The following is a 21442-nucleotide window of genomic DNA, read 5'->3' as shown; positions in this document are numbered from 1 at the left end:
GTACGCCCAAAAATAGTGCGCCATACACAAGTTGCACAATTTTTAATCGCAGGTAAGGGTCAATTGTTGGAATTGCGCCTTCGGCGTGCAGGTCGTACACCTTGATCTGCGAAAAGGAGACGACATGACCACCACTGCAATACTCGTAGCGGCCGGCCGCGGCACCCGTGCGGGGGGCGATATTCCCAAGCAATGGCAAAGGCTTGGCGACCGCAGCGTGGCAGATCATGCGATTACGACCTTTGCGGATCATCCTGATGTCGCCCATGTCGTGCTGGTTGTGCATCCTGATGACGCGGAAAGTGATCACTGGAATGACTTTGAAGGCCTTGTCGTGGTGCACGGCGGGGCCACGAGAAGCGAATCCGTGCAAAATGGATTGAATGCGGCGCCCGACGGAACAAAGTCCGTGTTGATCCATGATGCCGCTCGCCCACATATTCGTCAGGGCGTGATTGATGATGTGCTTTCAGCGCTAAAAACTCATCCCGCTGCTGCACCCGCCCTTGCCGTTACTGATACGCTTTGGCGTGGTGATGGCGGTAAGGTTGATGGGACTGTGCCTCGCGATGATCTGTATCGTGCGCAGACCCCGCAAGGGTTTCATCTTGATGCGCTTTTGGACGCCTATGCCAAACACCCCGAAGCAACGGACGACGTGACAATCGCGCGCCTTGCAGGGCTGGACGTTGCCATCGTGAACGGCGATGAGGATAACATGAAAATCACCGGCCCGGACGATCACGCCCGCGCCGCCCGAATATTGGGGACCCAGATGGACGTCAGGCTTGGCAACGGATACGATGTGCACCGCTTTGGTGACGGAGATCATGTGTGGCTTTGCGGGGTGAAAGTCCCGCACACGCGCAGCCTACAGGGGCATTCTGACGCCGATGTTGGCATGCATGCCGTCACCGACGCGATCTATGGCGCGTTGGGGCAAGGCGATATCGGTCAGCACTTTCCACCCAGCGACCCACAATGGAAAGGTGCGGACAGCCGGATTTTCCTAGAGCACGCCGTAGCCCTTGCGCGATCGCAGGGGTTTGAGATTTCCAATATCGACTGCACATTGGTGTGCGAATACCCGAAGATCGGCCCGCACCAATCTGTAATGAAAGACAAAATGGCGGAAATCATGGGACTTGATCCATCAAGGATCAGCGTCAAAGCCACAACATCCGAACGGCTTGGCTTCACTGGACGTTCAGAAGGGATCGCGAGCTTGGCAACAGCCGCGTTAATCAAGCAATGACAAATCTGATCGCGACGTTCTTTTACATCGGACATCTACGCCCCGCCCCCGGCACGTGGGGGTCATTCGCCGCCCTGCCCGCCGCCATGGTTCTTTATGCGCTTGGCGGGCCTTGGTTGGTCGTCATTGGTGTTTTCGCATCCTACGGCTTGGGGCTTTGGGCGACGATTGAAGAAACGCGTGGCAAAGTAAACCACGACCCGTCCGAGATCGTCATTGATGAAGTTTGCGGCCAATGGATCGCACTTCTGCCTGTTCTTTTTGGGGCCGCGAAAAATGGCGTCGCGATCTTGGACCTTTGGCCCGGCTGGATCGCGGCCTTTGTTTTGTTCCGCCTCTTTGACATCACAAAACTCGGACCAATTGGGTGGGCAGACCGCAAGGACAATGCAACCGGCGTGATGTTGGATGACGTTATTGCCGGAGTTTTCGCGGCGATTGGCGTGATGTTCCTTGCGGCACTTTATCATGTGGCGCTGGTGTGACCGTCTCTGCGGCGGACATTCTGGAGGTCGCCAAACATCGCGGCGTGATGATCGCGACGGCTGAAAGCTGTACGGGCGGTCTGATCGCCGGCGCACTGACGGATGTTCCCGGCAGCTCCGCCGTATTCGATCGGGGTTTTGTGACTTACAGCAATGAAGCCAAAGCGGAAATGCTTGGCGTTGATATGGCGCTGATTGAGACACACGGCGCCGTTTCACGACCTGTCGCAGAGGCGATGGCGGCTGGTGCGCTTGATAAGTCAAACGCAGCGATCACCGTGTCCGTGACAGGTGTCGCAGGACCGGGCGGGACTGTCGCTAAGCCCGAAGGCATGGTGTGTTTCGGGATCGCGACGGCAACTGGCGTCCGGTCAGAAACCCGGCGGTTCGGGGCTATCGGGCGGCATCAAGTCCGTGCTGAAACGGTGAACCATGCGCTGAAGCTTCTGCTAAATAGCATAGCTACTTTGTGATCAATACTTAATCAAACGCGCAATATATTGCCCAATTATTAATCATTACGCCAACTGCACAACAATTGCGCAACACAAAACCCAGACGCTTCTTTTCCTAGCGCTCCGAATCCCGCACTGCCCCGCGTTAACGGGGAAACCCCATTATCGGAGGGATGGATATGAACGGAGCGGATACCGCTTGGATGATCGTGGCAACAGCACTGGTGCTGTTTATGACTTTGCCCGGTCTTGCCTTATTTTATGGTGGCCTTGTGCGGTCACGCAACGTGCTTAGCGTGTTTATGCATTGCTACGCCATCGCCTGTTTGATGAGCATTCTTTGGTTCGCTTTTGGCTATTCAATTGCGTTCGGCAGTGGCACCAGCGGCTACTGGGGCGGTCTGGACAAGATGTTCTTGAATGACGTCGATCTGGAAAGCCTTTCTGGCACGCTTCCTGAAATTCTATTCTTCGCCTTCCAGATGACATTCGCCATCATCACACCTGCGTTGATCGTCGGTGCCTATGTGGAACGGATCGGCTTTGGCTTTGTGTTGCTGTTCTCATCTTTGTGGATGCTTTTGTGCTACGCACCGGTTGTTCACTGGGTCTGGGGCGGAGGCATGCTGGCCAACGGAATGTTCTTTGAAACAGCCGTTATGGACTTCGCAGGCGGGATCGTTGTTCACGAAACAGCTGGCCTCGCGGCCTTGATTTTGGCCGTGTTCCTTGGCGCACGTAAGGTGGACAACAAACCACCGCACAATCCTGGCATGGTAATGATCGGTGCTGCGATGCTTTGGGTTGGTTGGTTCGGCTTTAACGGCGGATCACAACTGGCTGCTGATGCGGGTGCTGCTATGGCACTGACCGTGACGCATTTGTCCGCTGCTGCTGCGTCCCTGACGTGGGCGCTGTGGGAAAAGATCAAGTTCGGTAAAGCGTCCTTGGTTGGTATCGTGACAGGTACAATTGCTGGTCTCGCGTCTGTGACACCGGCATCCGGTTTCATTAACCCGATCCAAGCGCTGATCATTGGTGCTGTTGCTGGTATCCTTTGTCAGGAAGCCGTGAACCTGATCCGCAACAAGGTGAAAATCGACGATACGCTGGACGTTTTTGCGGTACACGGTGTTGGCGGTATCTTCGGGACAATCATGATTGCAGTCTTCGGGATCGGGTCATGGGCATCCCAGTTGGGGGCGCTGGCGATCGTTGGCATCTTCACAACTGTTGTCACGGTTGCGCTAATCTACATCTGTAAAGCCATCACGCCGTTGCGCGTCGACGAAGAAACCGAAGTCGGTGGTCTGGATCTGGCCGTGCATGGTGAACGTGCCTACGACATCACAAGCTAATCGACCCAACAGGTCAGACGATTGGGGCGCCTTCGGGCGCCCTTTTCTGTTTTTAGGTATGGTTTTTGGCTTTAAACAACGTCAAAGATCGCGTTGGTGTCATGCGTGGCAAGCGCGTCCCACAGTGCAGATGCTTTCGTGGACCCAAGTAATGCCCCCGCTTTATCGCGCAGACGTACCTCGCGGGCTTCCAGCGTCATCGGCGTGTTGAGGTCATGGCTTTCGGTCAGGCCGCTGCCATCTTTCAACGTCACTTGCACGCGTGCTTGCATTTCGCTCAGGCTTTCATCCGCCACGACGGTTACTTTATCGCGGAATGCGATCAGCAGTGGATCGCGGGCTGTCGCATCGCTGTAGCTGGCAATGTTTGCCGTCGAAATCCCGTGGACCGCCATCGCAGCCGTATGCCGATACGAAAACTTCACACCGAGCCCGGTGTCCGGTGACGGCAGATTGCAGACGCTCATCCAGCGTGGATGAGTAGTAATCGTCATGTCCGCGATATCATCGCCGTCGACGCGCATATCACCGATAGCCTCCAGTGCTGCATGTAAACCATGACAGCAGGCGTGGAATTTGTGGCTAATCCGGCTGATCATCCAAGGGTCTTCGTCGGTCCAAGCGGCATCATCGCGCATGCCGTGGTGTGTGGTTGCAAAACTTTCCAATCCTTCAGGATCAGACGTCATGCCCGCCTTTGCCCATGTGACTGCTTCGATTGCGGTACGCGCTGCCAGTCCTGCGTTTAGCGGTTTCCCCATGGTCCCGAACTGCCCCTTCAGGCCGGACGCCATGGTCGCCGTCAATCCTAGTGCATGGTGGATTTGGGGGCGTTTGAGTTGCATCAACCGAGACAACGCAACAGTTGCGCCAAAAGCCCCAGCGGTCGCTGTTTGGTGATACCCAATTTGGTAATGATCGCGACCCAGCCATTTACCGACCCGCACTGCGGCCTCGGACCCGACCAAAGCTGCATCCAACACACGACTTGTGCCATCCAACATTTGATCCTGCGCCATAGCCAAGACAGCGGGCATGATCACAGCTGATGTGTGACCAATATGGTCGAAGTGCGTGTCGTCGTAATCAAGCGCATGTCCCATTGTCCCGTTGATCAAAGCGGCATTCGGGGCGGACATTGGAAAACGTCCAAAGACTTGTGCAGCCCCTTCGCCTTCGGGCTGCAGCAGTTTCGCAGCAGGCTCATCCATGCCAGCTATCGCGCAAGCAATCCAATCATACAGGCACAAATACATCAGGCGCGACGGACCATTGCCAAGCCAGCCTTGGGCCAGCCGGATAAGTTGGTCCTGTGCGCTCATCCGTAAAGCTCTGCGGCGCGGCGTTCAAATGATCTGACAACCATATTCATAGCTTCATTAAAGAACATTCCTGCAGCACCTTGCAACAACCGGTTCTTGAATTCGAAATCGACCTCGAATGCGACTTTGCAACCGTCATCCAAGTCTTTGAACGTCCATGTGCTTTCCAGATGCTTAAATGGGCCGTCAATATAAGCCGTGTCGATCTGTTTGCGATCAGGCCATAGCATGACGCGGCTGCCGAACTTTTCGCGGAACACTTTGAACGATATGACGAGGTCCGCCAGCATGACCTGATGATCCCCTTCATCGGTGGTCGATCTGATCCGCGCCGCGGCCGTCCAAGGCAAAAACTTGGGATAATTCGCCACATCAGCGACAAGGTCATACATCTGATCTGCAGTGTACGGCAGAACTTTTGTTTCGGAATGAGCAGGCATTAGCGGCTTTCGGTCGTGTACTTCACCTGATGATGTCGTAGAGTTGGACCGAAATTGCAAGACTTGGGGACCTCATGTCACATCGCCCTTACGTGATTGATCAGATGATCAGTGCGAAATCTATCGCGGCTCGGATTGAAGAGCTATCGACCGAAATCGAAACCGACTTCAAAGACACCGACAAGCTGGTGGTTGTCGGACTGCTGCGTGGATCGTTTGTATTCATCGCCGATCTAGTCCGCGAATTGGACCTGCCAGTCGAGGTCGATTTTATTGAGGCATCGTCTTACGGCGACGCGATGGAAAGCAGCCGCGAAGTCCGGATTTTCAAAGATCTGCGCGGCCGGATTGAAGGGCGCGATGTGCTTGTCGTTGAGGATATCATTGATACAGGTCACACGCTGCATCATGTGATGGAATTCCTTGAGGCCAAGCACCCTGCCCGCCTGAAATCGATCGCTTTGCTCGACAAACCCGCGCGTCGCGAAGTGGATTACAAACCCAATTGGATTGGCTTTGAGATTCCGGATGAATTTGTCGTGGGCTACGGGATCGATTTTGCGCAACGCAACCGCAACTTACCCTACATCGGCAAGGTCCGCTTCACGGATGACGCTTCGTGAACCCGATGTGGCTATTGCGGGCAAAGCGGTGGGCGCAAAACCCGCCGCCTTTGTCGCGAGTCCTGTTGGTATTTGGGATCATTGCCGTTTGCGGGGCGCTTTACGCGATTGAAGTGATCTGGGGATGGCCCGACGCGCTGACGGTAACGCCGCTTCGGCGCTGATCACCTCAGACACATTTTAGATTTTACGCGTTGCTAAGTTCTGTTCCGGTACACCTGCTGAGGTAATTGTTCTGCCGGTGAAACATGTTTCTTCACGATCCTGCTCAAGAACTGCCCGATGACGTCATCGATGATGCGCTTGAAGCGGTGCGGCTGCATCTTGGTATGGATGTGGCCTACGTATCGGAAGCCTATCCGGACAGTGTCGTTTTTCGGCACGTGTCGGGTATCGACACGAACAACTACGTGCAGGTCGGTCGAAAAATCCCTGCAAATCATATCTTTTGCAACAAAATCGCTGTGGGTGATGTGCCTTGCATCATCAACGATACCGCCAACATTCCACAAATCCAAAATCTACCCTTTGTCCGCGAAGCTGATGTTGGATCCTTTGTTGCGGTTCCGATTGGACAAAGCCGAAGCGGTTATTTCGGGATGTTTTGTTGTTACGCACATGCGCCTCGCGATGACATCAGCGAACGCGACATCGCGACGGTATCGATGTTCGCTAAACTGACAACGCGGTCGCTAAAACAACACTTTGACGCGCAACATGAGATTAATGCGCTGAAGAAACAATTGTCCCGCGTCATCCAAGATGATTCCCTATCAATCCACCTGCAGCCCATTGTATCGCTGAGCGATGGGCGTCCCATGGCCGCTGAGGCGTTGTCCCGTTTTTCTGTTCATCCGGGACTTGGGCCGGAATGGTGGTTCGCGCAGGCCCAACGCAGCGACATGCAAATCGAACTTGAAGTGAAAGCGATCCAACTGGCGCTGACCCATCTACCAGAAATGCCAGCGAAGGCCTACCTGAGCGTGAATGCGTCGCCGCTGACGGTTGCGTCCCCGCTGTTTATGGACGCGATGCAAGGCGTGCCGACCGACCGGTTATTGGTTGAACTAACCGAACGGGAAATCATTGTCGAAACCCCGCAATTGATGCAGGCGCTGACAGTTTTGCGCGACAAACGGATCGGTATTGCCATTGATGATGTGGGCGCGGGATATGCTGGGTTGAATACAATCGTCAGCCTTAAGCCCGACGTGATCAAGCTTGACCGATCACTCGTTTCAGCGATTCACAGCTGTACTGTCAAACAATCCTTAACGAAAGCGATGGTCCATTTTGCCAATGAAATGAACGCATTTCTTGTCGCTGAGGGCGTCGAAACCGAAGCGGAACATGTATCACTCAAGGCGCTTGGTGTACGGCTTGGCCAAGGTTTCCATTATGCCCGCCCCGCAGAAGCCGCGATCATTGCACGACAAATGCGGGACTATAGTAAATCGAACCCTACTTTGCGCTCAGTTTCTTGAGCCGCGCAGCCCGCAATTGTGCGAAATCGTCACCGGCATGGTAGCTCGACCGTGTCAAAGGTGTTGCTGAAACCATCAAGAACCCTTTGCCATAGGCCGCTTTTTCGTAAGCTGCGAATTCTTCTGGAGTTACGAAACGATCAACAGCGTGGTGTTTCGGCGTCGGTTGCAAATACTGGCCAATCGTCAAGAAATCGATGTCAGCGGCACGCATGTCTTCCATGACCTGCACAACAGCTTGGCGGTCCTCGCCCAGACCGACCATGATGCCGGACTTCGTAAACATCGACGGATCAATTTCTTTGACCCGCTGCAACAAACGCAAAGAATGGAAGTAACGCGCGCCGGGCCGGACTTCTGGATACAGGCCAGGCACCGTTTCAAGGTTGTGATTGAAGACATCAGGCTTCGCATCAACAACGATTTTCAAGACGCTTTCATCACAGCGAATAAAGTCGGGCGTCAGGATTTCGATGGTTGTGCCGGGCGATTGACGACGCACCGCGCGGATTGTCTGCGCGAAATGTTCCGCGCCGCCATCTTCCACGTCGTCGCGATCAACAGATGTGATGACGACGTGGTTCAAGCCAAGCTTTTTCACCGCATCAGCCACCCGACCCGGTTCAAAAACGTCTAGCGCCTCTGGCGGTTTACCAGTTGCAATGTTGCAGAATGTACAAGCCCGTGTACAAACCTCGCCCATGATCATCATGGTCGCGTGTCCTTGGCTCCAGCATTCGCCAACGTTGGGACAGCCTGCTTCTTCGCAGACTGTCACAAGTTTGTTTTCACGCATGATGTCGCGGGTCTGTTTATAGCCTTCGGACGTTGGTGCTTTGACCCTGATCCAGTCCGGCTTCTTCGGCTGAGGCGCATCTGCGCGTCGCTGTTTTTCCGGATGCCGCTGGGCAGGTATTTTGAGGTCACGCGTGGCCATAGGATATCCCCTTTTGTCACATGTTACCTAGTGTCATGCGGGGACAATGTCCAACAGTCCGATACGGTTGCATGTCAGAACTGCGCGGCACGCATAGTGGCTAGCCAATCATCGGACCAAACTTGCCTTGCGTCGTTTCGTAATGGACCTTGAGACGTTGCAAGGCGATGCGCAGCACGATCTTGCCGGACCGTGCCGACCAACCAAGATTGCGTTCTGTCACTTCAAGACCTTCAAGCAGGCAGCAACACCGCAGTACTACATCCCCAAGCCCCAAGCCCAAGTCCTGCATGGCGGCCTGTACCCGTTCGCGCGCTTTGATCGCTCCTTCCGGGATCATACTGTCTTTTGGCACCTCAATCGTTTCCATGAAACCATCATAGGTCCGCACACCCGGACCACCAATCTGTGACAATTCAAAGTCTTCGCGCAAACGTTCGCCGGCTTTCACAAGATCGTTTGTCAAAAATGGTGATCCATCGCGGTCCTTACGTCGCGCCAGTCCCAGAAGCGGACTTTCTGTCGCGTAGTAACGGGACCGACTGCGCATGCCGTCGGTTTCCTTCGGGAACGTCCAGCCGTCCAGATCAGGATCGAAAGTACCGCGCTGTTCTGCAAACCCATGCGCTTTGTTTTCGTCTGCTGCCGTCAGGCGTCGCAATGCAGCCCGCCCCGAATTGGTGATGAAGTACCGTCGAATGCGGCTGCCATCGTCCGGGCAATTGATCCATTCCTTCAACGCCATGGCCTGCGCAATTTCGCGGTCCACAATGGCGGTGCGTAAGCTTTGACCTTCGTCGTTCTCGCGGGCAACAACGGCCGTTTCCATTTCGCGGGCGACCGCCAAAACAGCGCGTGGTTCACACATACGGCGCAAGATACGCTTTGCTTCGCTGTCGATACGTTCTTGCGTCAGCGCTTGATCAAATCCACCGGACATTTTCATCTGTTTGGTCTCTTGTTTTACATTTTTTCCGTCTGTTTGTTCTGCAAGCGATTTAAGCGCCGCGTCGATCAACGGGTCATCCCGTCGCCCTTCGAACCGGCGGACTTGCCGCAGAATTGTGGATGGATGGCAGTCAGTGGCACGAGCAAGGGCGCGTATGGAAAGCCCGTCTTCTGTATGTGCTAGGTAATGTCGGGCGGCTGTTGGCACCCACTTTGGTAAGTTGTGACACGATTCAACATTCGTCATGTTACGCATTCGTTTCCCTTCCCACACTTCGCTTGCTTCGCCAAAAGAACAGGCGGAATCCCCAAGCGTACAACTTAAGCGTGTATTGTTACTCAATGGTTAATAGTTTGTTCACACCACAACCATTGTTTCGAAAAGGTAAAACTTTCTGAGACCATCGTTCTACAAAAACCACGATTGCGCAACACCCTACAATGTCATGCGAAGACAATCTGGACCTGCTGAATTCAATATCAAGTGAGAACCAGAAAATGAAAGACATTAATAGCTACATCAATGACTTACGGCGCCCTAAACTATTGGTCCATGCCGCCCGTCACGGCCTAGCCGGATACGATAGAACAACACATCTGGCGCGCTACATGCCGATCGACCCGGTACCGGAGCCCGGTGTTGCTTTAATGAAATTGTTCGATTTGGAACGAGAAATGAATGATACGCGCTTGGCAAAGACGGGCACATACATGCCGTCTCGCCATATTCATATTCTCGTCGCGATCATGTCTGAATCGCAACTGTTGCGTGCGACAAGCCAGCCGCGGCTGGTGTTTGGTTAGGCCCCAGATCAGGAAAATGCGTCTGGCATCGACGCCTTTTTGGCCGCGACGTAGGCACGCAGATTCGCTTCGATTTCGGGATCAAGTGCCGGCTGTTGGTAAGTATCCAGCATCTTTTTGACACGCGCAGTTGCGAGCGTTTGGGTGTCTCGTGCGCCTTCTTCGTCCCACGTCTCGAACGGTTTGTAATCCAAAAGATCGGACCGCCAGAACGCGTCTTTGAAGTTGGCTTGCGTGTGTTCACAACCAAGGTAATGACCACCCGGACCCACTTCAGCGATGGCCCCCATGGCTTGGCCGTTATCTGACATATCCACGCCCTTCGCAAAGTGATGCAAAGTGCCCAGCTGATCTGCGTCCATCACAAACTTTTCGAATGAAGCGACAAGCCCACCTTCCAGCCAACCGCAAGAGTGCAGCATGAAGTTCACGCCAGACAACAGCCCCATCTGTAGGCTGTTTGCTGTCTCGTAAGCCGCCTGCGCATCCGGCAATTTCGATCCGCAGAACGAGCCCGCTGACCGGTATGGCAAACCTAAACGCCGTGCCAATTGCCCTGCCCCGTATGTGATATGTGACGCCTCTGGTGTCCCGAATGTCGGTGCGCCAGAGTTCATATCAATAGACGTCACAAATGTCCCCATGATCACGGGCGCGCCCGGTCGTATGATTTGGGAATATGCGACGCCTGCCAGAACTTCGGCCAAGACTTGCGTCAATGTCCCCGCGATGGAAACCGGTGCCATTGCCCCGCCGACGATGAACGGGCTGATGATGCTGGCTTGGTTGTTCTTGGCAAAAACCTCTAGCGCGCCCATCATGATGCTGTCGAATGTCAGGGGCGAGTTGATGTTAATCAACGAAGTCATCACTGTATTGTTCTGAACGAAATCTTCGCCGAACAGAATGTTACACATATCCACCGAATCTTGCGCCCGCGATGGTTCGGTGACGGACCCCATAAATGGCTTATCGCTGTAGACCATATGCGCTAGTAACATATCGAGGTGGCGCTTGTTCACGGCTACGTCAGTCGGTTCGCAGACCGTCCCGCCAGAATGGTGCAGCCATTTGGACATGTAGCCCAGTTTCACGAACTTTTCGAAATCATCCATTGTGGCGTAGCGACGCCCGCCTTCGGCGTCCCGTACAAATGGAGGTCCATAAACAGGAGCCAGAACAAGGTTCTTGCCGCCGATCTCGACATTGCGTTCAGGATTGCGAGCGCATTGCGTAAATTGGCTCGGGGCTGTTGCACATAATTTACGGGCCAAACCACGTGGAATACGCACCCGTTCGCCTTCGACAGTGGCCCCGACGGATTTCCACCGTTCGAGTGCTTCGGGATTATCGACAAAGTTCACGCCAATGTCGGCCAGTACCGTTTCAGCGTTGGCTTCGATCACATCCAGCGCTTCTTCGGTCAATACTTCGTAGTTGGGTACATTCCGTTCAATATACTTGGCAGTCTCGACGCTCACCGCAGTCCGTGCGGCGCGACGGGCGGCACCTCCGCCTCCTCTGGCGCGGCGTGTTGGGGCTGCTGGGGCTGTGGTGTCAGACATGACGGCATCCTTAAGGCTTTTGTGTTGGCCCCGTGATAGCGACCTGTCCATTCAAGCCCTGACGTTTTTGCGTCCTATAAAGGGCAAAACCGACATTTTGGTCAGAAGACTTTAAAGCTTGCGACAAATGGCAGATGATCTGACACTTCATCTTTGAACCGCTCTCGGCCCATGTCCATTGTCCAATGCATCGGAAACAGGCGTAAAGAACCACGCACGTAGTCTTTGGAATACGCCCGAGAAACAGCGAAACCGTCCAACAGATTCGCACGTCCTTTGTCCAGAATGTGACTAAAGCGGTCTTGAAGGTCCCAACAGGAAACGAAATCCATCACGTCATCACCACCGAGATGATGGAAATTGCTGACGTCTTGACCGGGAATCATGTTGAAATCGCCCATTAACAGGATGGTGTCGCGCTTGTATCCGGGAGTGTCGCGCAGATCATCAATCCACTTCCCGATGACCTTGCACTGACTATCCCGCAATCTTTGATCTGCTTTGTCGCGTCCGGCCTTCAGGTGAACACCGATGAGGGTGGCGGCGAATTTGCCAATTTTGACATCAATCGCAACAGCACGCCGTCCGCGGGTGTAGTTCCCTTGGGACCCGTTAATCATACGCAAATGGCTGACGTCGACGCCTTTCTTGAACAGAAATCCGGTGTGCAGATTACCCGGTTGTTCGATGATCGCGACGTCGTATTCGATACCATATTGCGCGATTTCGGCGGCGAGTGCGTAGATATGACTGACCGGATTGACTTCGACCAATGTCACCAGTTCCGCATCCAGTAACGCCAAGCCTAAGGCTTGCTGTTTCATTCGTGGTTCTTTGATCCCGCCAAACCCCGCGAGGTTCCAGACTGCGACGCGTGCCAAAGCATGTTGAAAGACTTGCATAGGTTCATCCTCCGATGGCGCAATCATACCCGAAAATACTTTGGTCGTTAGTCAGGGTTTCCACACTGCCCCTTGCGCAAATGCCCGCGTGGTTTTACGAGACGATCATGGAAAATATGCATCATGAACGCCTGCTGATCATTGATTTCGGTAGCCAAGTCACCCAGCTGATTGCCCGCCGCCTGCGCGAGCTGAATGTCTACTGCGAAATCCACCCTTACCAGAACGTCGACGATGCGTTTTTGGCCGCATTCGGGCCAAAGGCCGTGATCCTGTCTGGCGGTCCCGATAGCGTAACCCGCGAAGGGTCGCCACGCGCACCCGAAAGCCTTTGGGGTATGGGTCTGCCTGTTCTTGGGATTTGTTACGGTCAGCAGACGATGATGACGCAATTGGGCGGCAAAGTCGAAAGCGGTCATGGCACGGCCGAATTCGGACGCGCGTTTGTGACGCCGAAAGGTAAACTATCGTTGTTGGAGGGTTGGTTCGCAGCCGACAAAGAACAAGTTTGGATGAGCCATGGCGATCATGTCTCTGAAATTGCGCCTGGATTTGCGGTTTATGGCACGTCGCCAAATGCACCGTTCGCGGTGACCGCAGATGTGGCCCGCAATTTCTATGCGGTCCAGTTCCACCCTGAAGTTCACCACACACCGAACGGTGCAAAGTTGTACGAAAACTTCGTCCGCATTGCAGGCTTCACCGGCGATTGGACGATGGGCGCGTACCGCGAACAGGCTATCGCCGCGATCCGCGAACAGGTTGGCGACAAGCAGGTGATCTGCGGTTTGTCCGGTGGCGTCGATTCGTCTGTGGCTGCCGTATTGATCCACGAAGCGATCGGTGATCAATTGACCTGTGTGTTCGTTGACCACGGATTGCTACGCCAAGGTGAGGCTGAAGAAGTCGTCACCATGTTCCGCGACCATTATAACATGCCGTTGATCCATGCCGACGAGCAGGAATTGTTCTTGGGCGAGCTTGACGGTCAATCAGACCCCGAAACCAAGCGCAAGATTATCGGCAAGCTGTTCATCGACGTATTCCAGAAGTACGCAAATGGTATCGAAGGCGCGGAGTTCCTCGCGCAGGGTACATTGTACCCAGATGTGATTGAATCCGTTTCGTTTTCTGGTGGCCCATCAGTTACCATCAAGAGCCACCACAACGTTGGCGGCCTGCCCGAGAAAATGGGCCTGAAACTGGTCGAACCACTGCGCGAATTGTTCAAAGACGAAGTGCGTGCGCTAGGTCGCGAGCTTGGTTTACCTGCGTCGTTCATCGGTCGCCACCCGTTCCCCGGACCGGGTCTTGCGATCCGTTGTCCCGGTGAGATTACCCGCGAGAAGCTGGAAATTCTCCGCAAGGCCGATGCGGTTTATATCGACCAAATCCGCAAGCACGGGTTGTACGACGATATCTGGCAGGCGTTTGTCGCGATCCTGCCTGTGCGTACCGTTGGTGTGATGGGTGATGGCCGGACTTATGATTTCGCCTGCGCGCTTCGTGCTGTGACATCGGTGGATGGAATGACAGCCGATTACTATCCGTTCAGCCACGAGTTCTTGGGTGAAACCGCAACGCGGATCATCAATGAAGTCCAAGGCATCAACCGTGTGACTTACGACATCACATCGAAGCCTCCGGGAACGATTGAGTGGGAATAATCAAGCACTTACAGTCTGATATTCATCCTTTATAGGCGCGGAGCAACAGCTCTGCGCCGAATTCACCGGCTGCACAATCCTGCAAAGTTGCGGCCGCTTGGCCCCGCATAAACCGCGCGTTGCGACCGTCCAATCCAATCGACACCTGCGGCCCGACACGCAGCGGATCACGCCCCCAGTGGGTGCCGGTGAAAGGTTCCGCGTTAAACCAATCGGTCAAAGAGGCACCTTGTTGCCCTGCCCGCGCCATCAAAAAACCAGCGATACATTCGACCTGACTAGCAACATACCCCCGAAGGGTCGGTTCTTCGGCGCGGCGCGCTCTGATCTCGCGAAGCGCTATGTCTGCGATCCCGTGCTGGACCTGTACCGCGTGCCCTATTACGTGGGCGACTAAATATGGCGCTTCCGGCCGCGACGCTGCGGCTTCGCTCAGCAAAACAACGTTGCGGGTTGCGCAATATGCGACGTCTTGGTTCACGTCACTGTCTGCGCCACATGCGCCTTCAATGCGCGCGACACGTTCTAACCGCGGCATCCGGTCAAAGGCATTCGCTGCAGCCTGCATCACGTCATCGACGGCATCCGCCGACGCGGCAGTTCCGAACATCAAAATTGGTAGCAACCATCGCAACATCTGACGTTTCCTTTTGCTTTACTTGAGATACCGTAGCGGTGTTCGGGGACAAAGGTCCACGCAGTCGTGTGAAGGATTCTCAGACATGTCACCCACGCTTCGCGCCGCATTTTGGATGATCGGGTCCATCGTGTCGTTCACTTTGATGGCCGTCGCTGGCCGTGAAGTCAGCAATAGCTTGGACACGTTTGAAATCATGTTCTTCCGCAGCCTGACCGGACTGTGCATTATGTTCGTCGTGATCACGGCAACGGGCGCTTGGTCAAACATTACAACCAAAAACTGGAAGCTGCACGGCATTCGGAACCTCGCCCATTTTACCGGACAAAACTTGTGGTTCTATGCCATCACAGTCCTGCCGCTGGCCCAAGTTTTCGCCTTTGAATTCACCACACCAATCTGGGTGATTCTCTTGTCGCCGCTTCTTCTCGGCGAACGAATCACACGCGTTGGGATCGCTGCAGCGGTATTAGGTTTTATTGGCGTTCTGATCGTCGCCCGCCCCGACCCAACGGAAATAAGTCCAGGTTTGGTGGCCGCCGCAAGTTGCGCGATTGCATTTGCGCTGACAGCGATCCTCACGCGAAAGCTGACCCGAACCGAAACCATTGCGACAATTCTGTTTTACCTGACGGTCACACAATTGGTGTTTGGCCTGATCAGCGCGGGCTTCGATGGAGACATCGCAATCCCGACAGGAATCGCTGTCTTTTGGGTCGTTGGGATAGGCTGCGCAGGGCTTTTGGCGCACTTCTGCCTGACAACGGCCCTATCGCTCGCGCCCGCAAACATCGTCATGCCAATCGATTTCGCGCGGCTGCCCACGATCGCGATTGTGGGCATGGTTCTGTATCGTGAAACCATCGATATCTGGGTTTTTGTCGGCGCGATCATCATTTTTGGCGCGAACTACATGAATATCACGCTACAAAATCGAAATCGGGCAGCTAGTGCCTAATTGCACCGTTTCCATCTAGGCAAACCTCTGACGCGGCGTCATTAATTGACGCATGCGGCATTACGTCCCTAGGCTGACCTAGGGAGACACTTTCATGACAGGGATGGAGACATGAAGAATACACTTAAATTGACAGCGGCTTTGATGCTGACAACCACAGCAGCAACTGCCGGTGGTATCGAGCGCGGCGGCAACAACTATTCAGTATTGTTTGAGGAAGGTAACTACGTTGCTTTGTCATTCTCATCAGTACGTCCAGACGTATCTGGGGATTACCCTGCCACTTTGGGCGGCGGTTCCACGGACAACATGTCTGAAGACTACACCAACCTTGGTGTGGCGCTGAAATATGAACTCAATGAGCAGTTCGATGTGGGCCTGTTCTTGAACCAGCCATATGGTGCAAACGCAGACTACACAGCTGGCGCATATACTGGCCTGGGTGCCGATTGGGATAGTAACCAAGTTGCTTTGGTTCTGAAGTATCAGGCAACGCCAAATATCTCCGTCTACGGGGGTGTTCGCAGCGTCGAATCCGAAGCTAACATCGCAATTCCAGATGCATTGGTCCGTGGTGGTCTTGCCGCTGCTGCTGCTGCCGGTAATGCACAAGCGGGCGCTTTGGCTGCTGGGGCCCCAGCTGGCACACTCGGTTATACTGCTGAAACAGATGCGAACCGTGAAACAAGCTATATTGTTGGTGCTGCATATGAGCGTCCAGAAATCGCACTGCGCGTCGCACTGACATATGAAACAGGTTACACGCACACATTCGCTGGAACAGAATCCGTTCCAGCCGTGCCAACTGTCAGCGGTACATCTGATTTCGAAATCGAGATGCCGCAATCTGTGACACTTGATTTCCAATCCGGCGTTGCTGCCGACACATTGGTCTTCGGTTCGATCCGTTGGGCTGAATGGTCTGTTTGGGAAGTACGCCCGAATGGTTACGAAGCATTGACTGGTGGCGGTCGCGTTACTGGTATCGACGACGACGTGACAACACTGCGTTTGGGTGTTGGTCGTAAGATCAATGATGATCTGTCGGTATTTGCACGCGTCACATACGAAGACGGCAACGGCGGTGAAGCCTCCCGATTGTCACCAACTGACGGTTCAACCGCATTTGGTTTCGGTGGGTCGTACACGTACAACAACGTCAAATTCACTGGCGGTCTTGAGTATGTCAAATTGGGTGACGCGACGGACGCATCCGGTGTTGAATTCGCTGACAACTCTGCAATCGCGGTTGGTCTGACAGTCGGCTATCAGTTCTAAGAACACCGACGATTACAAACAATAGCCCCGTCGCATCACGCGGCGGGGCTTTTTCGTGGGCGTTCCGCATCTTTCGGGTTGCGTAGAAAGACCCGCGCTTCCCATATGTTGGCATGATCAAACAACAAACCATGTCCGCACGCGCCTGGATCGAACTTTGTCTGCTGTCGCTTATCTGGGGCGCATCGTTTCTTTCCATCCGCATCGCGCTTGATGAAATAGGCCCTTTGACTGCCGTGGCGCACCGCACAGTTTGGGCAATGCTCGTCCTATGGATTGTTGTCTATTTCAAAGGATTTGCAGTTCCTCGGGATCCACGCGTTTGGTTTGCGTTCCTGATTATGGGGCTGTTGAACAATGTGATCCCGTTTTCATTGATGGCTTGGGGTCAGCTGCATATCGAAACGGGACTAGCGTCGATCCTGAATGCCGCGACAGCCGTTTTTGGAGTGCTTGCGGCGTCTATGTTCTTTTCAGATGAGAAACTAACCCTCAGACGGGGGATCGGCGTGACTGTTGGCTTCTTTGGCGTCGCAACTGCGATCGGCTTGGATGCCTTTTTGTCGTTTGACCTTCGGTCGCTCGGCCAGCTTGCGGTCATCGGCGGCACGATCAGTTATGCCCTAGCCGGTGTTTGGGCCAAGAAACGGTTGGTTGGGCTATCACCCCATGTAGCGGCCGCAGGCATGTTAACGGGATCGAGCGTCATCATATTGCCGCTAGCGTTGATCTACGAAGGGCCGATCCGTTTTGACCTGCAACCTGTCACTTGGGCTGCAATCGGGTACTACGCCTTGATCGCCACGGCACTGGCATACCTTTTGTATTACAGGGTGTTGAAGATGGCCGGCGCCGGCAACCTGATGCTTTGTACGTTATTGGTAGCCCCAGTTGCCATCATTCTAGGTGCTATAGTTCTAGGTGAAGAACTGCCTATAAGATCTTATTTTGGCTTTGCAATTCTGGCTGCAGGCCTGATCATTCTAGATGGTCGTCTATTGCAACGCCGCAAGGACCGAACGAGCTGCCCGTAGTCCGGGGGCTTCGCCGCCTTGCCCTAGCCGTTTCATTGTTAGCTGCATGGCATCTAGCTGTGCGGACGGGTCATCAAGTACTTTCAAAAGCGCCGCCGCCATCTGATCTGGCTGACACGCTTTGCCAACAAACTCTGGCACGACCCGCGTGTCAGACACCAAGTTGACCAATGTGACCGTGTCGACCTTCAGCATCCGCCCGATAATAATCCGCGATAACCACGCCATGTCGTAACCGATGACCATAGGCGTCTGATTGGCCGCCAGTTCTAACGATACGGTGCCGGATGCCGCCAATGCGACGTCTGCCGCCCGAAATGCAGCACGTTTCGTCGCTGTCGCTTGGGCTGGGATCAAAAGCGTGGTCACTGGCCAGCTGTGCGTCAGTTCTCGCACCAATGTCGTTACAGGGGCCGCACAAGGGACCACAACTGTCGCGTCGGGATGGGCTTGCGCCACCTGCCCCAATGTTTCGCCGAAGCGTTCGGCGAGGCGTGTCACTTCGCCCTTCCGCGACCCCGGCAATGCAAGGATCAACGGTCCGGTGACATCGTGTTTGTCGCGAAATGCACGCGCTTCGGCATCAGTGGCAATTTGTTCCGCCACAACCGGATGCCCAACAAAGTCGCAAGTCATGCCAGCGGCTTGCATCAGCGGCGGTTCAAATGGGAATAGTGCGAGGACATGATCAATGTGATGGGCCATTTTTGCCGCACGGCCTGACCGCCACGCCCACACGGTCGGTGCCACGTAATGGATTGTGGGAATGTTTGTCGCAGCTTTCACAAGCTTTGCCACGCGCAGGCAAAAATCAGGGCTGTCGATCGTGATCAGGACATCGGGTTTCGTGTCGATCACGGCCTGCGCCATTTGATGAACACGTGCTTTTAAGGCTTTGTATTTAGGTAGTATTTCGGCCAAGCCCATAACGCTGAGCTCTTCCATCGCGAAACGGCTTTGCAAGCCTTGCGCTTGCATCAAGTCACCACCAACCCCGTCGAACCGGACATCGGTCAAGCTGTGCAAGCCCGCCATCAACGCGCCACCTAACTTATCGCCAGATACCTCGCCCGCGATGATAAAGACCTTCATACCGCCCCCTTGGGACGCACCCAAAGAAACATGCCATGTAGATCGAGCGTTTCCACAACACTTGGCAGATCAAGCACCATGACACCGCCCGCTTCGATCACGATCCCTGCAAGTCCTGCTTCTGCTGCGCCTTTTACGGTTTCGAAACCAATCACGGGCAAATCGGCACGCCGATCTTGGTCTGGTTTCGGAGCTTTGAAAAGGATTCCATCGTCGGCCGTCACGGCTTCGGGGGGCGTGTCTTTTATCTTGTCCAATATGGGCTTAAGCGCGTCCCCGACAAAATCAGAGAGTTCGGCAATCAAGCCATTGGGTTCTTCACCGTCACGGTATTCTTCATGAAATTTGGCCAGCATCGCATCTGTGCCATCGGCGACTTCTTTTGCCGCGACTTGCCCCTTCCGAATGACGCAGGCTTGTCCGATGTCCCCTTGGCCCATGGTCGCGACAGTCGCCTGACCGACCATTGCGTCGGCTTTGTGCCAGTCAGACGGCTGAACCTGCGTGGGAACGCCTTCAGGCGGCAACAGATCAGGTGCAATGTCATGTGCGGCGACAATCGCGAAACCATGTTCTTCGAAGATCGCAATGACTTCGCGCAATGCACCGTCATCGCCTTTTGCAATTGCTGCCTGAATACGTGGCACCAATGGCATAGTCGCGGCATCTATGGCAGCTGGATCAACAGGTGGCCTCTTGATCGCGCCTGCCATGCAAATTTCCGTCACACCACGCTCATGCAAAGCCTGAAGAAAGCTCCCTAAGCGTTCAATACGAAACGATATATCGACGTCGATGTTTGGGGTGAATCCTGCCAATGCACAGACCACGACAGGGTTCTGTACGCGATGCAAAATCGCAGCCGGCAAATCGCCCGTTCCTGCAATCAACGCAATCATTACTTCGGCGTCAGAAAACCACGGTCGCTAGTGCCAAGGATAAAGCGGACCATATCCTGCACAAAAGCGCTGTCGCTTTCCTCTTGCAGCTTTTCGGCGCGATCGTGGAACGTGCCTTCACCATCTTTGAGCATCTGGAACGCCGCGCGCAAAGCCGTGATGTCGCCACGTGCCACGCCTTTGCGTTTCAGGCCAACAAGGTTCAACCCATCCAATTCGCCGCGCTGTCCCATCACAAGCCCATGCGGGATAACGTCTGACGTGACCATCGACAAAGCGCCGATAATCGCACCTTTTCCGATCCGGACAAACTGGTGAACGCCACAAAGCCCGCCGACAATCACATCGTCTTCGAGCACGCAGTGACCTGCGATCGCGCTGTTATTCACCACGATGACACGGTTTCCAATATGCGCGTCATGCGCGACGTGGCAGCCCGCCATAAATAGGTTGTCATCACCCACTTGCGTCATCCCACCGCCACCGGTGGTGCCAGTGTTCATGGTGACATGTTCGCGAATACGGTTCCGTGCCCCAATGCGCAGTTTCGTCTTTTCGCCGTCGAACTTTAAATCCTGTGGGATCTCACCAAGTACAGCAAACGAAAACACCGTAGTTTCATCGCCAATATGCGTATCACCATCGACAACAACATGGCTATTCAACGTGACACCGCGCCCAAGCACAACGTCGGGTCCGACGACGCAAAACGGTCCAATGATGCAATCAGGCCCAATGCTGGCACTTTCGGCGATCACAGCACTGGGATGAATACGGGCCATTAGCCTTGCATGTCCATCATCGCGGTAAATTCAGCCTCAGCTGCCATTTCACCATCAACAGTTGCCACGCCTTTGAATTTCCAGACTTTGCCGCCTGCTTTGCCGCGTGTTGTTTCGATCTTCATTTCAAGAATATCGCCGGGAATAACCTTGCGGCGGAACTTACAACCATCGATTCCCATGAAGTACACCAGCAAATTGCCTTCGGTCAGGCCCATGGTCGTGCCGACCATCACGGCGGCAGTCTGCGCCATCGCCTCAACAATCGTCACACCAGGCATAATCGGTGTGCCCGGAAAATGACCCTGAAAATGCGGCTCGTTCATCGTGACGTTCTTGATGCCCACAGCAGAAGACGTCCCGTCGATGTCACGCACCTTATCAACCAACAAGAACGGATACCGGTGCGGTAGAATAGCCTGAATCAGGTGAATATCGGCGAATGTTGGTGTCTCGGACATCGGGATTTCTTTCTTGGTCTTCGGGGCCGCACGACTTGCACCACCCACTGCTTTAG

22 protein-coding genes are annotated in these 21442 nt (G+C 54.4%); 11 read left to right on the top strand and 11 right to left on the bottom strand.

The features are described from left to right. Window positions 1-124: 124 nt before the first annotated feature. From MWU61_RS05065 to MWU61_RS05050, 4 genes are all read left to right on the top strand, one after another. Entirely contained in the window at window positions 125-1255 is a 1131-nt protein-coding gene (locus MWU61_RS05065; protein ID WP_247127150.1) for a bifunctional 2-C-methyl-D-erythritol 4-phosphate cytidylyltransferase/2-C-methyl-D-erythritol 2,4-cyclodiphosphate synthase, read from the top strand. Beyond that, window positions 1252-1740 carry a phosphatidylglycerophosphatase A gene (locus MWU61_RS05060; RefSeq protein ID WP_247127149.1) on the top strand — a complete coding sequence of 163 codons (489 nt, stop codon included), beginning with the start codon at window positions 1252-1254 and terminating at the stop codon, window positions 1738-1740. The genes MWU61_RS05065 and MWU61_RS05060 overlap by 4 nt, the downstream gene beginning before the upstream one ends. After that, window positions 1737-2213: a CinA family protein gene (locus tag MWU61_RS05055; RefSeq protein ID WP_348645572.1), complete on the top strand. Its 477-nt coding sequence runs from the start codon at window positions 1737-1739 to the stop codon at window positions 2211-2213. The genes MWU61_RS05060 and MWU61_RS05055 overlap by 4 nt, the downstream gene beginning before the upstream one ends. A 161-nt stretch (window positions 2214-2374) precedes the next feature. Beyond that, complete coding sequence (locus MWU61_RS05050) at window positions 2375-3553, top strand: ammonium transporter (protein WP_247127148.1); 1179 nt, start codon at window positions 2375-2377, stop codon at window positions 3551-3553. A 71-nt stretch (window positions 3554-3624) separates the two neighbouring features. Here the strand turns inward: MWU61_RS05050 and MWU61_RS05045 are convergent, their stop codons facing one another. After that, the gene (locus MWU61_RS05045; protein WP_247127147.1) at window positions 3625-4875 is read right to left on the bottom strand and encodes an MmgE/PrpD family protein; all 1251 of its coding nucleotides are present in this window, start codon (window positions 4873-4875) and stop codon (window positions 3625-3627) included. Further along, window positions 4872-5315 carry a type II toxin-antitoxin system RatA family toxin gene (locus tag MWU61_RS05040; protein WP_247127146.1) on the bottom strand — a complete coding sequence of 148 codons (444 nt, stop codon included), beginning with the start codon at window positions 5313-5315 and terminating at the stop codon, window positions 4872-4874. Before MWU61_RS05040 ends, MWU61_RS05045 begins: the two co-directional genes overlap by 4 nt. A 74-nt stretch (window positions 5316-5389) precedes the next feature. Here MWU61_RS05040 and hpt point away from each other — a divergent pair, with 74 nt between their 5' ends. Further along, the gene (gene hpt / locus MWU61_RS05035) at window positions 5390-5938 is read left to right on the top strand and encodes a hypoxanthine phosphoribosyltransferase (protein ID WP_247127145.1); all 549 of its coding nucleotides are present in this window, start codon (window positions 5390-5392) and stop codon (window positions 5936-5938) included. Between the two features lie 248 nt (window positions 5939-6186). Further along, window positions 6187-7422, top strand: coding sequence for an EAL domain-containing protein (locus tag MWU61_RS05030; protein WP_247127144.1), 1236 nt, complete (start codon window positions 6187-6189; stop codon window positions 7420-7422). Here MWU61_RS05030 and lipA read toward each other — a convergent pair. Both lipA and MWU61_RS05020 read right to left on the bottom strand, forming a co-directional pair. After that, window positions 7400-8359, bottom strand: coding sequence for a lipoyl synthase (gene lipA / locus MWU61_RS05025; protein WP_247127143.1), 960 nt, complete (start codon window positions 8357-8359; stop codon window positions 7400-7402). The genes MWU61_RS05030 and lipA overlap by 23 nt on opposite strands. A 100-nt stretch (window positions 8360-8459) precedes the next feature. Further along, window positions 8460-9563, bottom strand: a complete 1104-nt coding sequence (locus MWU61_RS05020; protein WP_247127142.1) for a DUF6456 domain-containing protein — start codon at window positions 9561-9563, stop codon at window positions 8460-8462. A 242-nt stretch (window positions 9564-9805) separates the two neighbouring features. Between MWU61_RS05020 and MWU61_RS05015 the strand changes: the two genes are divergently transcribed. Further along, window positions 9806-10111 carry a DUF6477 family protein gene (locus tag MWU61_RS05015; protein WP_247127141.1) on the top strand — a complete coding sequence of 102 codons (306 nt, stop codon included), beginning with the start codon at window positions 9806-9808 and terminating at the stop codon, window positions 10109-10111. Between the two features lie 8 nt (window positions 10112-10119). On the opposite strand, the gene MWU61_RS05010 is transcribed toward MWU61_RS05015, so the two are convergent. Continuing rightward, the gene (locus MWU61_RS05010; RefSeq protein ID WP_247127140.1) at window positions 10120-11676 is read right to left on the bottom strand and encodes a trimethylamine methyltransferase family protein; all 1557 of its coding nucleotides are present in this window, start codon (window positions 11674-11676) and stop codon (window positions 10120-10122) included. 101 nt (window positions 11677-11777) lie between these two features. Then, window positions 11778-12578, bottom strand: a complete 801-nt coding sequence (locus tag MWU61_RS05005; protein WP_247127139.1) for a GMP synthase — start codon at window positions 12576-12578, stop codon at window positions 11778-11780. A gap of 107 nt (window positions 12579-12685) precedes the next feature. Here MWU61_RS05005 and guaA point away from each other — a divergent pair, with 107 nt between their 5' ends. Then, the gene (gene guaA / locus MWU61_RS05000) at window positions 12686-14245 is read left to right on the top strand and encodes a glutamine-hydrolyzing GMP synthase (RefSeq protein WP_247127138.1); all 1560 of its coding nucleotides are present in this window, start codon (window positions 12686-12688) and stop codon (window positions 14243-14245) included. Window positions 14246-14267: 22 nt separating this feature from the next. Here guaA and MWU61_RS04995 read toward each other — a convergent pair whose 3' ends face one another. Then, entirely contained in the window at window positions 14268-14882 is a 615-nt protein-coding gene (locus MWU61_RS04995) for a neutral zinc metallopeptidase (RefSeq protein ID WP_247127137.1), read from the bottom strand. Between the two features lie 85 nt (window positions 14883-14967). Here MWU61_RS04995 and MWU61_RS04990 point away from each other — a divergent pair, with 85 nt between their 5' ends. The 3 genes from MWU61_RS04990 (at window position 14968) to MWU61_RS04980 (ending at window position 18152) form a co-directional block, all read left to right on the top strand. Beyond that, window positions 14968-15840: a DMT family transporter gene (locus tag MWU61_RS04990; protein WP_247127136.1), complete on the top strand. Its 873-nt coding sequence runs from the start codon at window positions 14968-14970 to the stop codon at window positions 15838-15840. 111 nt (window positions 15841-15951) lie between these two features. After that, window positions 15952-17118 carry an outer membrane protein transport protein gene (locus tag MWU61_RS04985; protein ID WP_247127135.1) on the top strand — a complete coding sequence of 389 codons (1167 nt, stop codon included), beginning with the start codon at window positions 15952-15954 and terminating at the stop codon, window positions 17116-17118. Window positions 17119-17231: 113 nt separating this feature from the next. After that, on the top strand, window positions 17232-18152 hold the full coding sequence (locus MWU61_RS04980; protein WP_247127134.1) for a DMT family transporter: 921 nt from the start codon (window positions 17232-17234) through the stop codon (window positions 18150-18152). Here MWU61_RS04980 and lpxB read toward each other — a convergent pair. Genes lpxB through fabZ form a run of 4 tightly spaced genes read right to left on the bottom strand, consistent with a single transcriptional unit; the run spans window position 18114 to window position 21386 of the window. Then, window positions 18114-19244, bottom strand: a complete 1131-nt coding sequence (lpxB, locus tag MWU61_RS04975) for a lipid-A-disaccharide synthase (RefSeq protein WP_247127133.1) — start codon at window positions 19242-19244, stop codon at window positions 18114-18116. The two genes, MWU61_RS04980 and lpxB, sit on opposite strands and share 39 nt — an antisense overlap. Next, entirely contained in the window at window positions 19241-20143 is a 903-nt protein-coding gene (gene lpxI / locus MWU61_RS04970) for a UDP-2,3-diacylglucosamine diphosphatase LpxI (RefSeq protein ID WP_247127132.1), read from the bottom strand. The genes lpxB and lpxI overlap by 4 nt, the downstream gene beginning before the upstream one ends. Beyond that, the gene (lpxA, locus tag MWU61_RS04965) at window positions 20143-20925 is read right to left on the bottom strand and encodes an acyl-ACP--UDP-N-acetylglucosamine O-acyltransferase (protein WP_247127131.1); all 783 of its coding nucleotides are present in this window, start codon (window positions 20923-20925) and stop codon (window positions 20143-20145) included. Before lpxA ends, lpxI begins: the two co-directional genes overlap by 1 nt. Further along, window positions 20925-21386 carry a 3-hydroxyacyl-ACP dehydratase FabZ gene (gene fabZ, locus MWU61_RS04960; protein ID WP_247127130.1) on the bottom strand — a complete coding sequence of 154 codons (462 nt, stop codon included), beginning with the start codon at window positions 21384-21386 and terminating at the stop codon, window positions 20925-20927. Before fabZ ends, lpxA begins: the two co-directional genes overlap by 1 nt. Window positions 21387-21442 lie beyond the last annotated feature (56 nt).

It is taken from the genome of Loktanella sp. F6476L (assembly GCF_023015725.1).
Lineage (GTDB): Bacteria > Pseudomonadota > Alphaproteobacteria > Rhodobacterales > Rhodobacteraceae > Yoonia.
The sequence above is the reverse complement of the archived record's forward strand: the minus strand, read 5'-3'. Positions and strand labels throughout refer to the sequence as shown.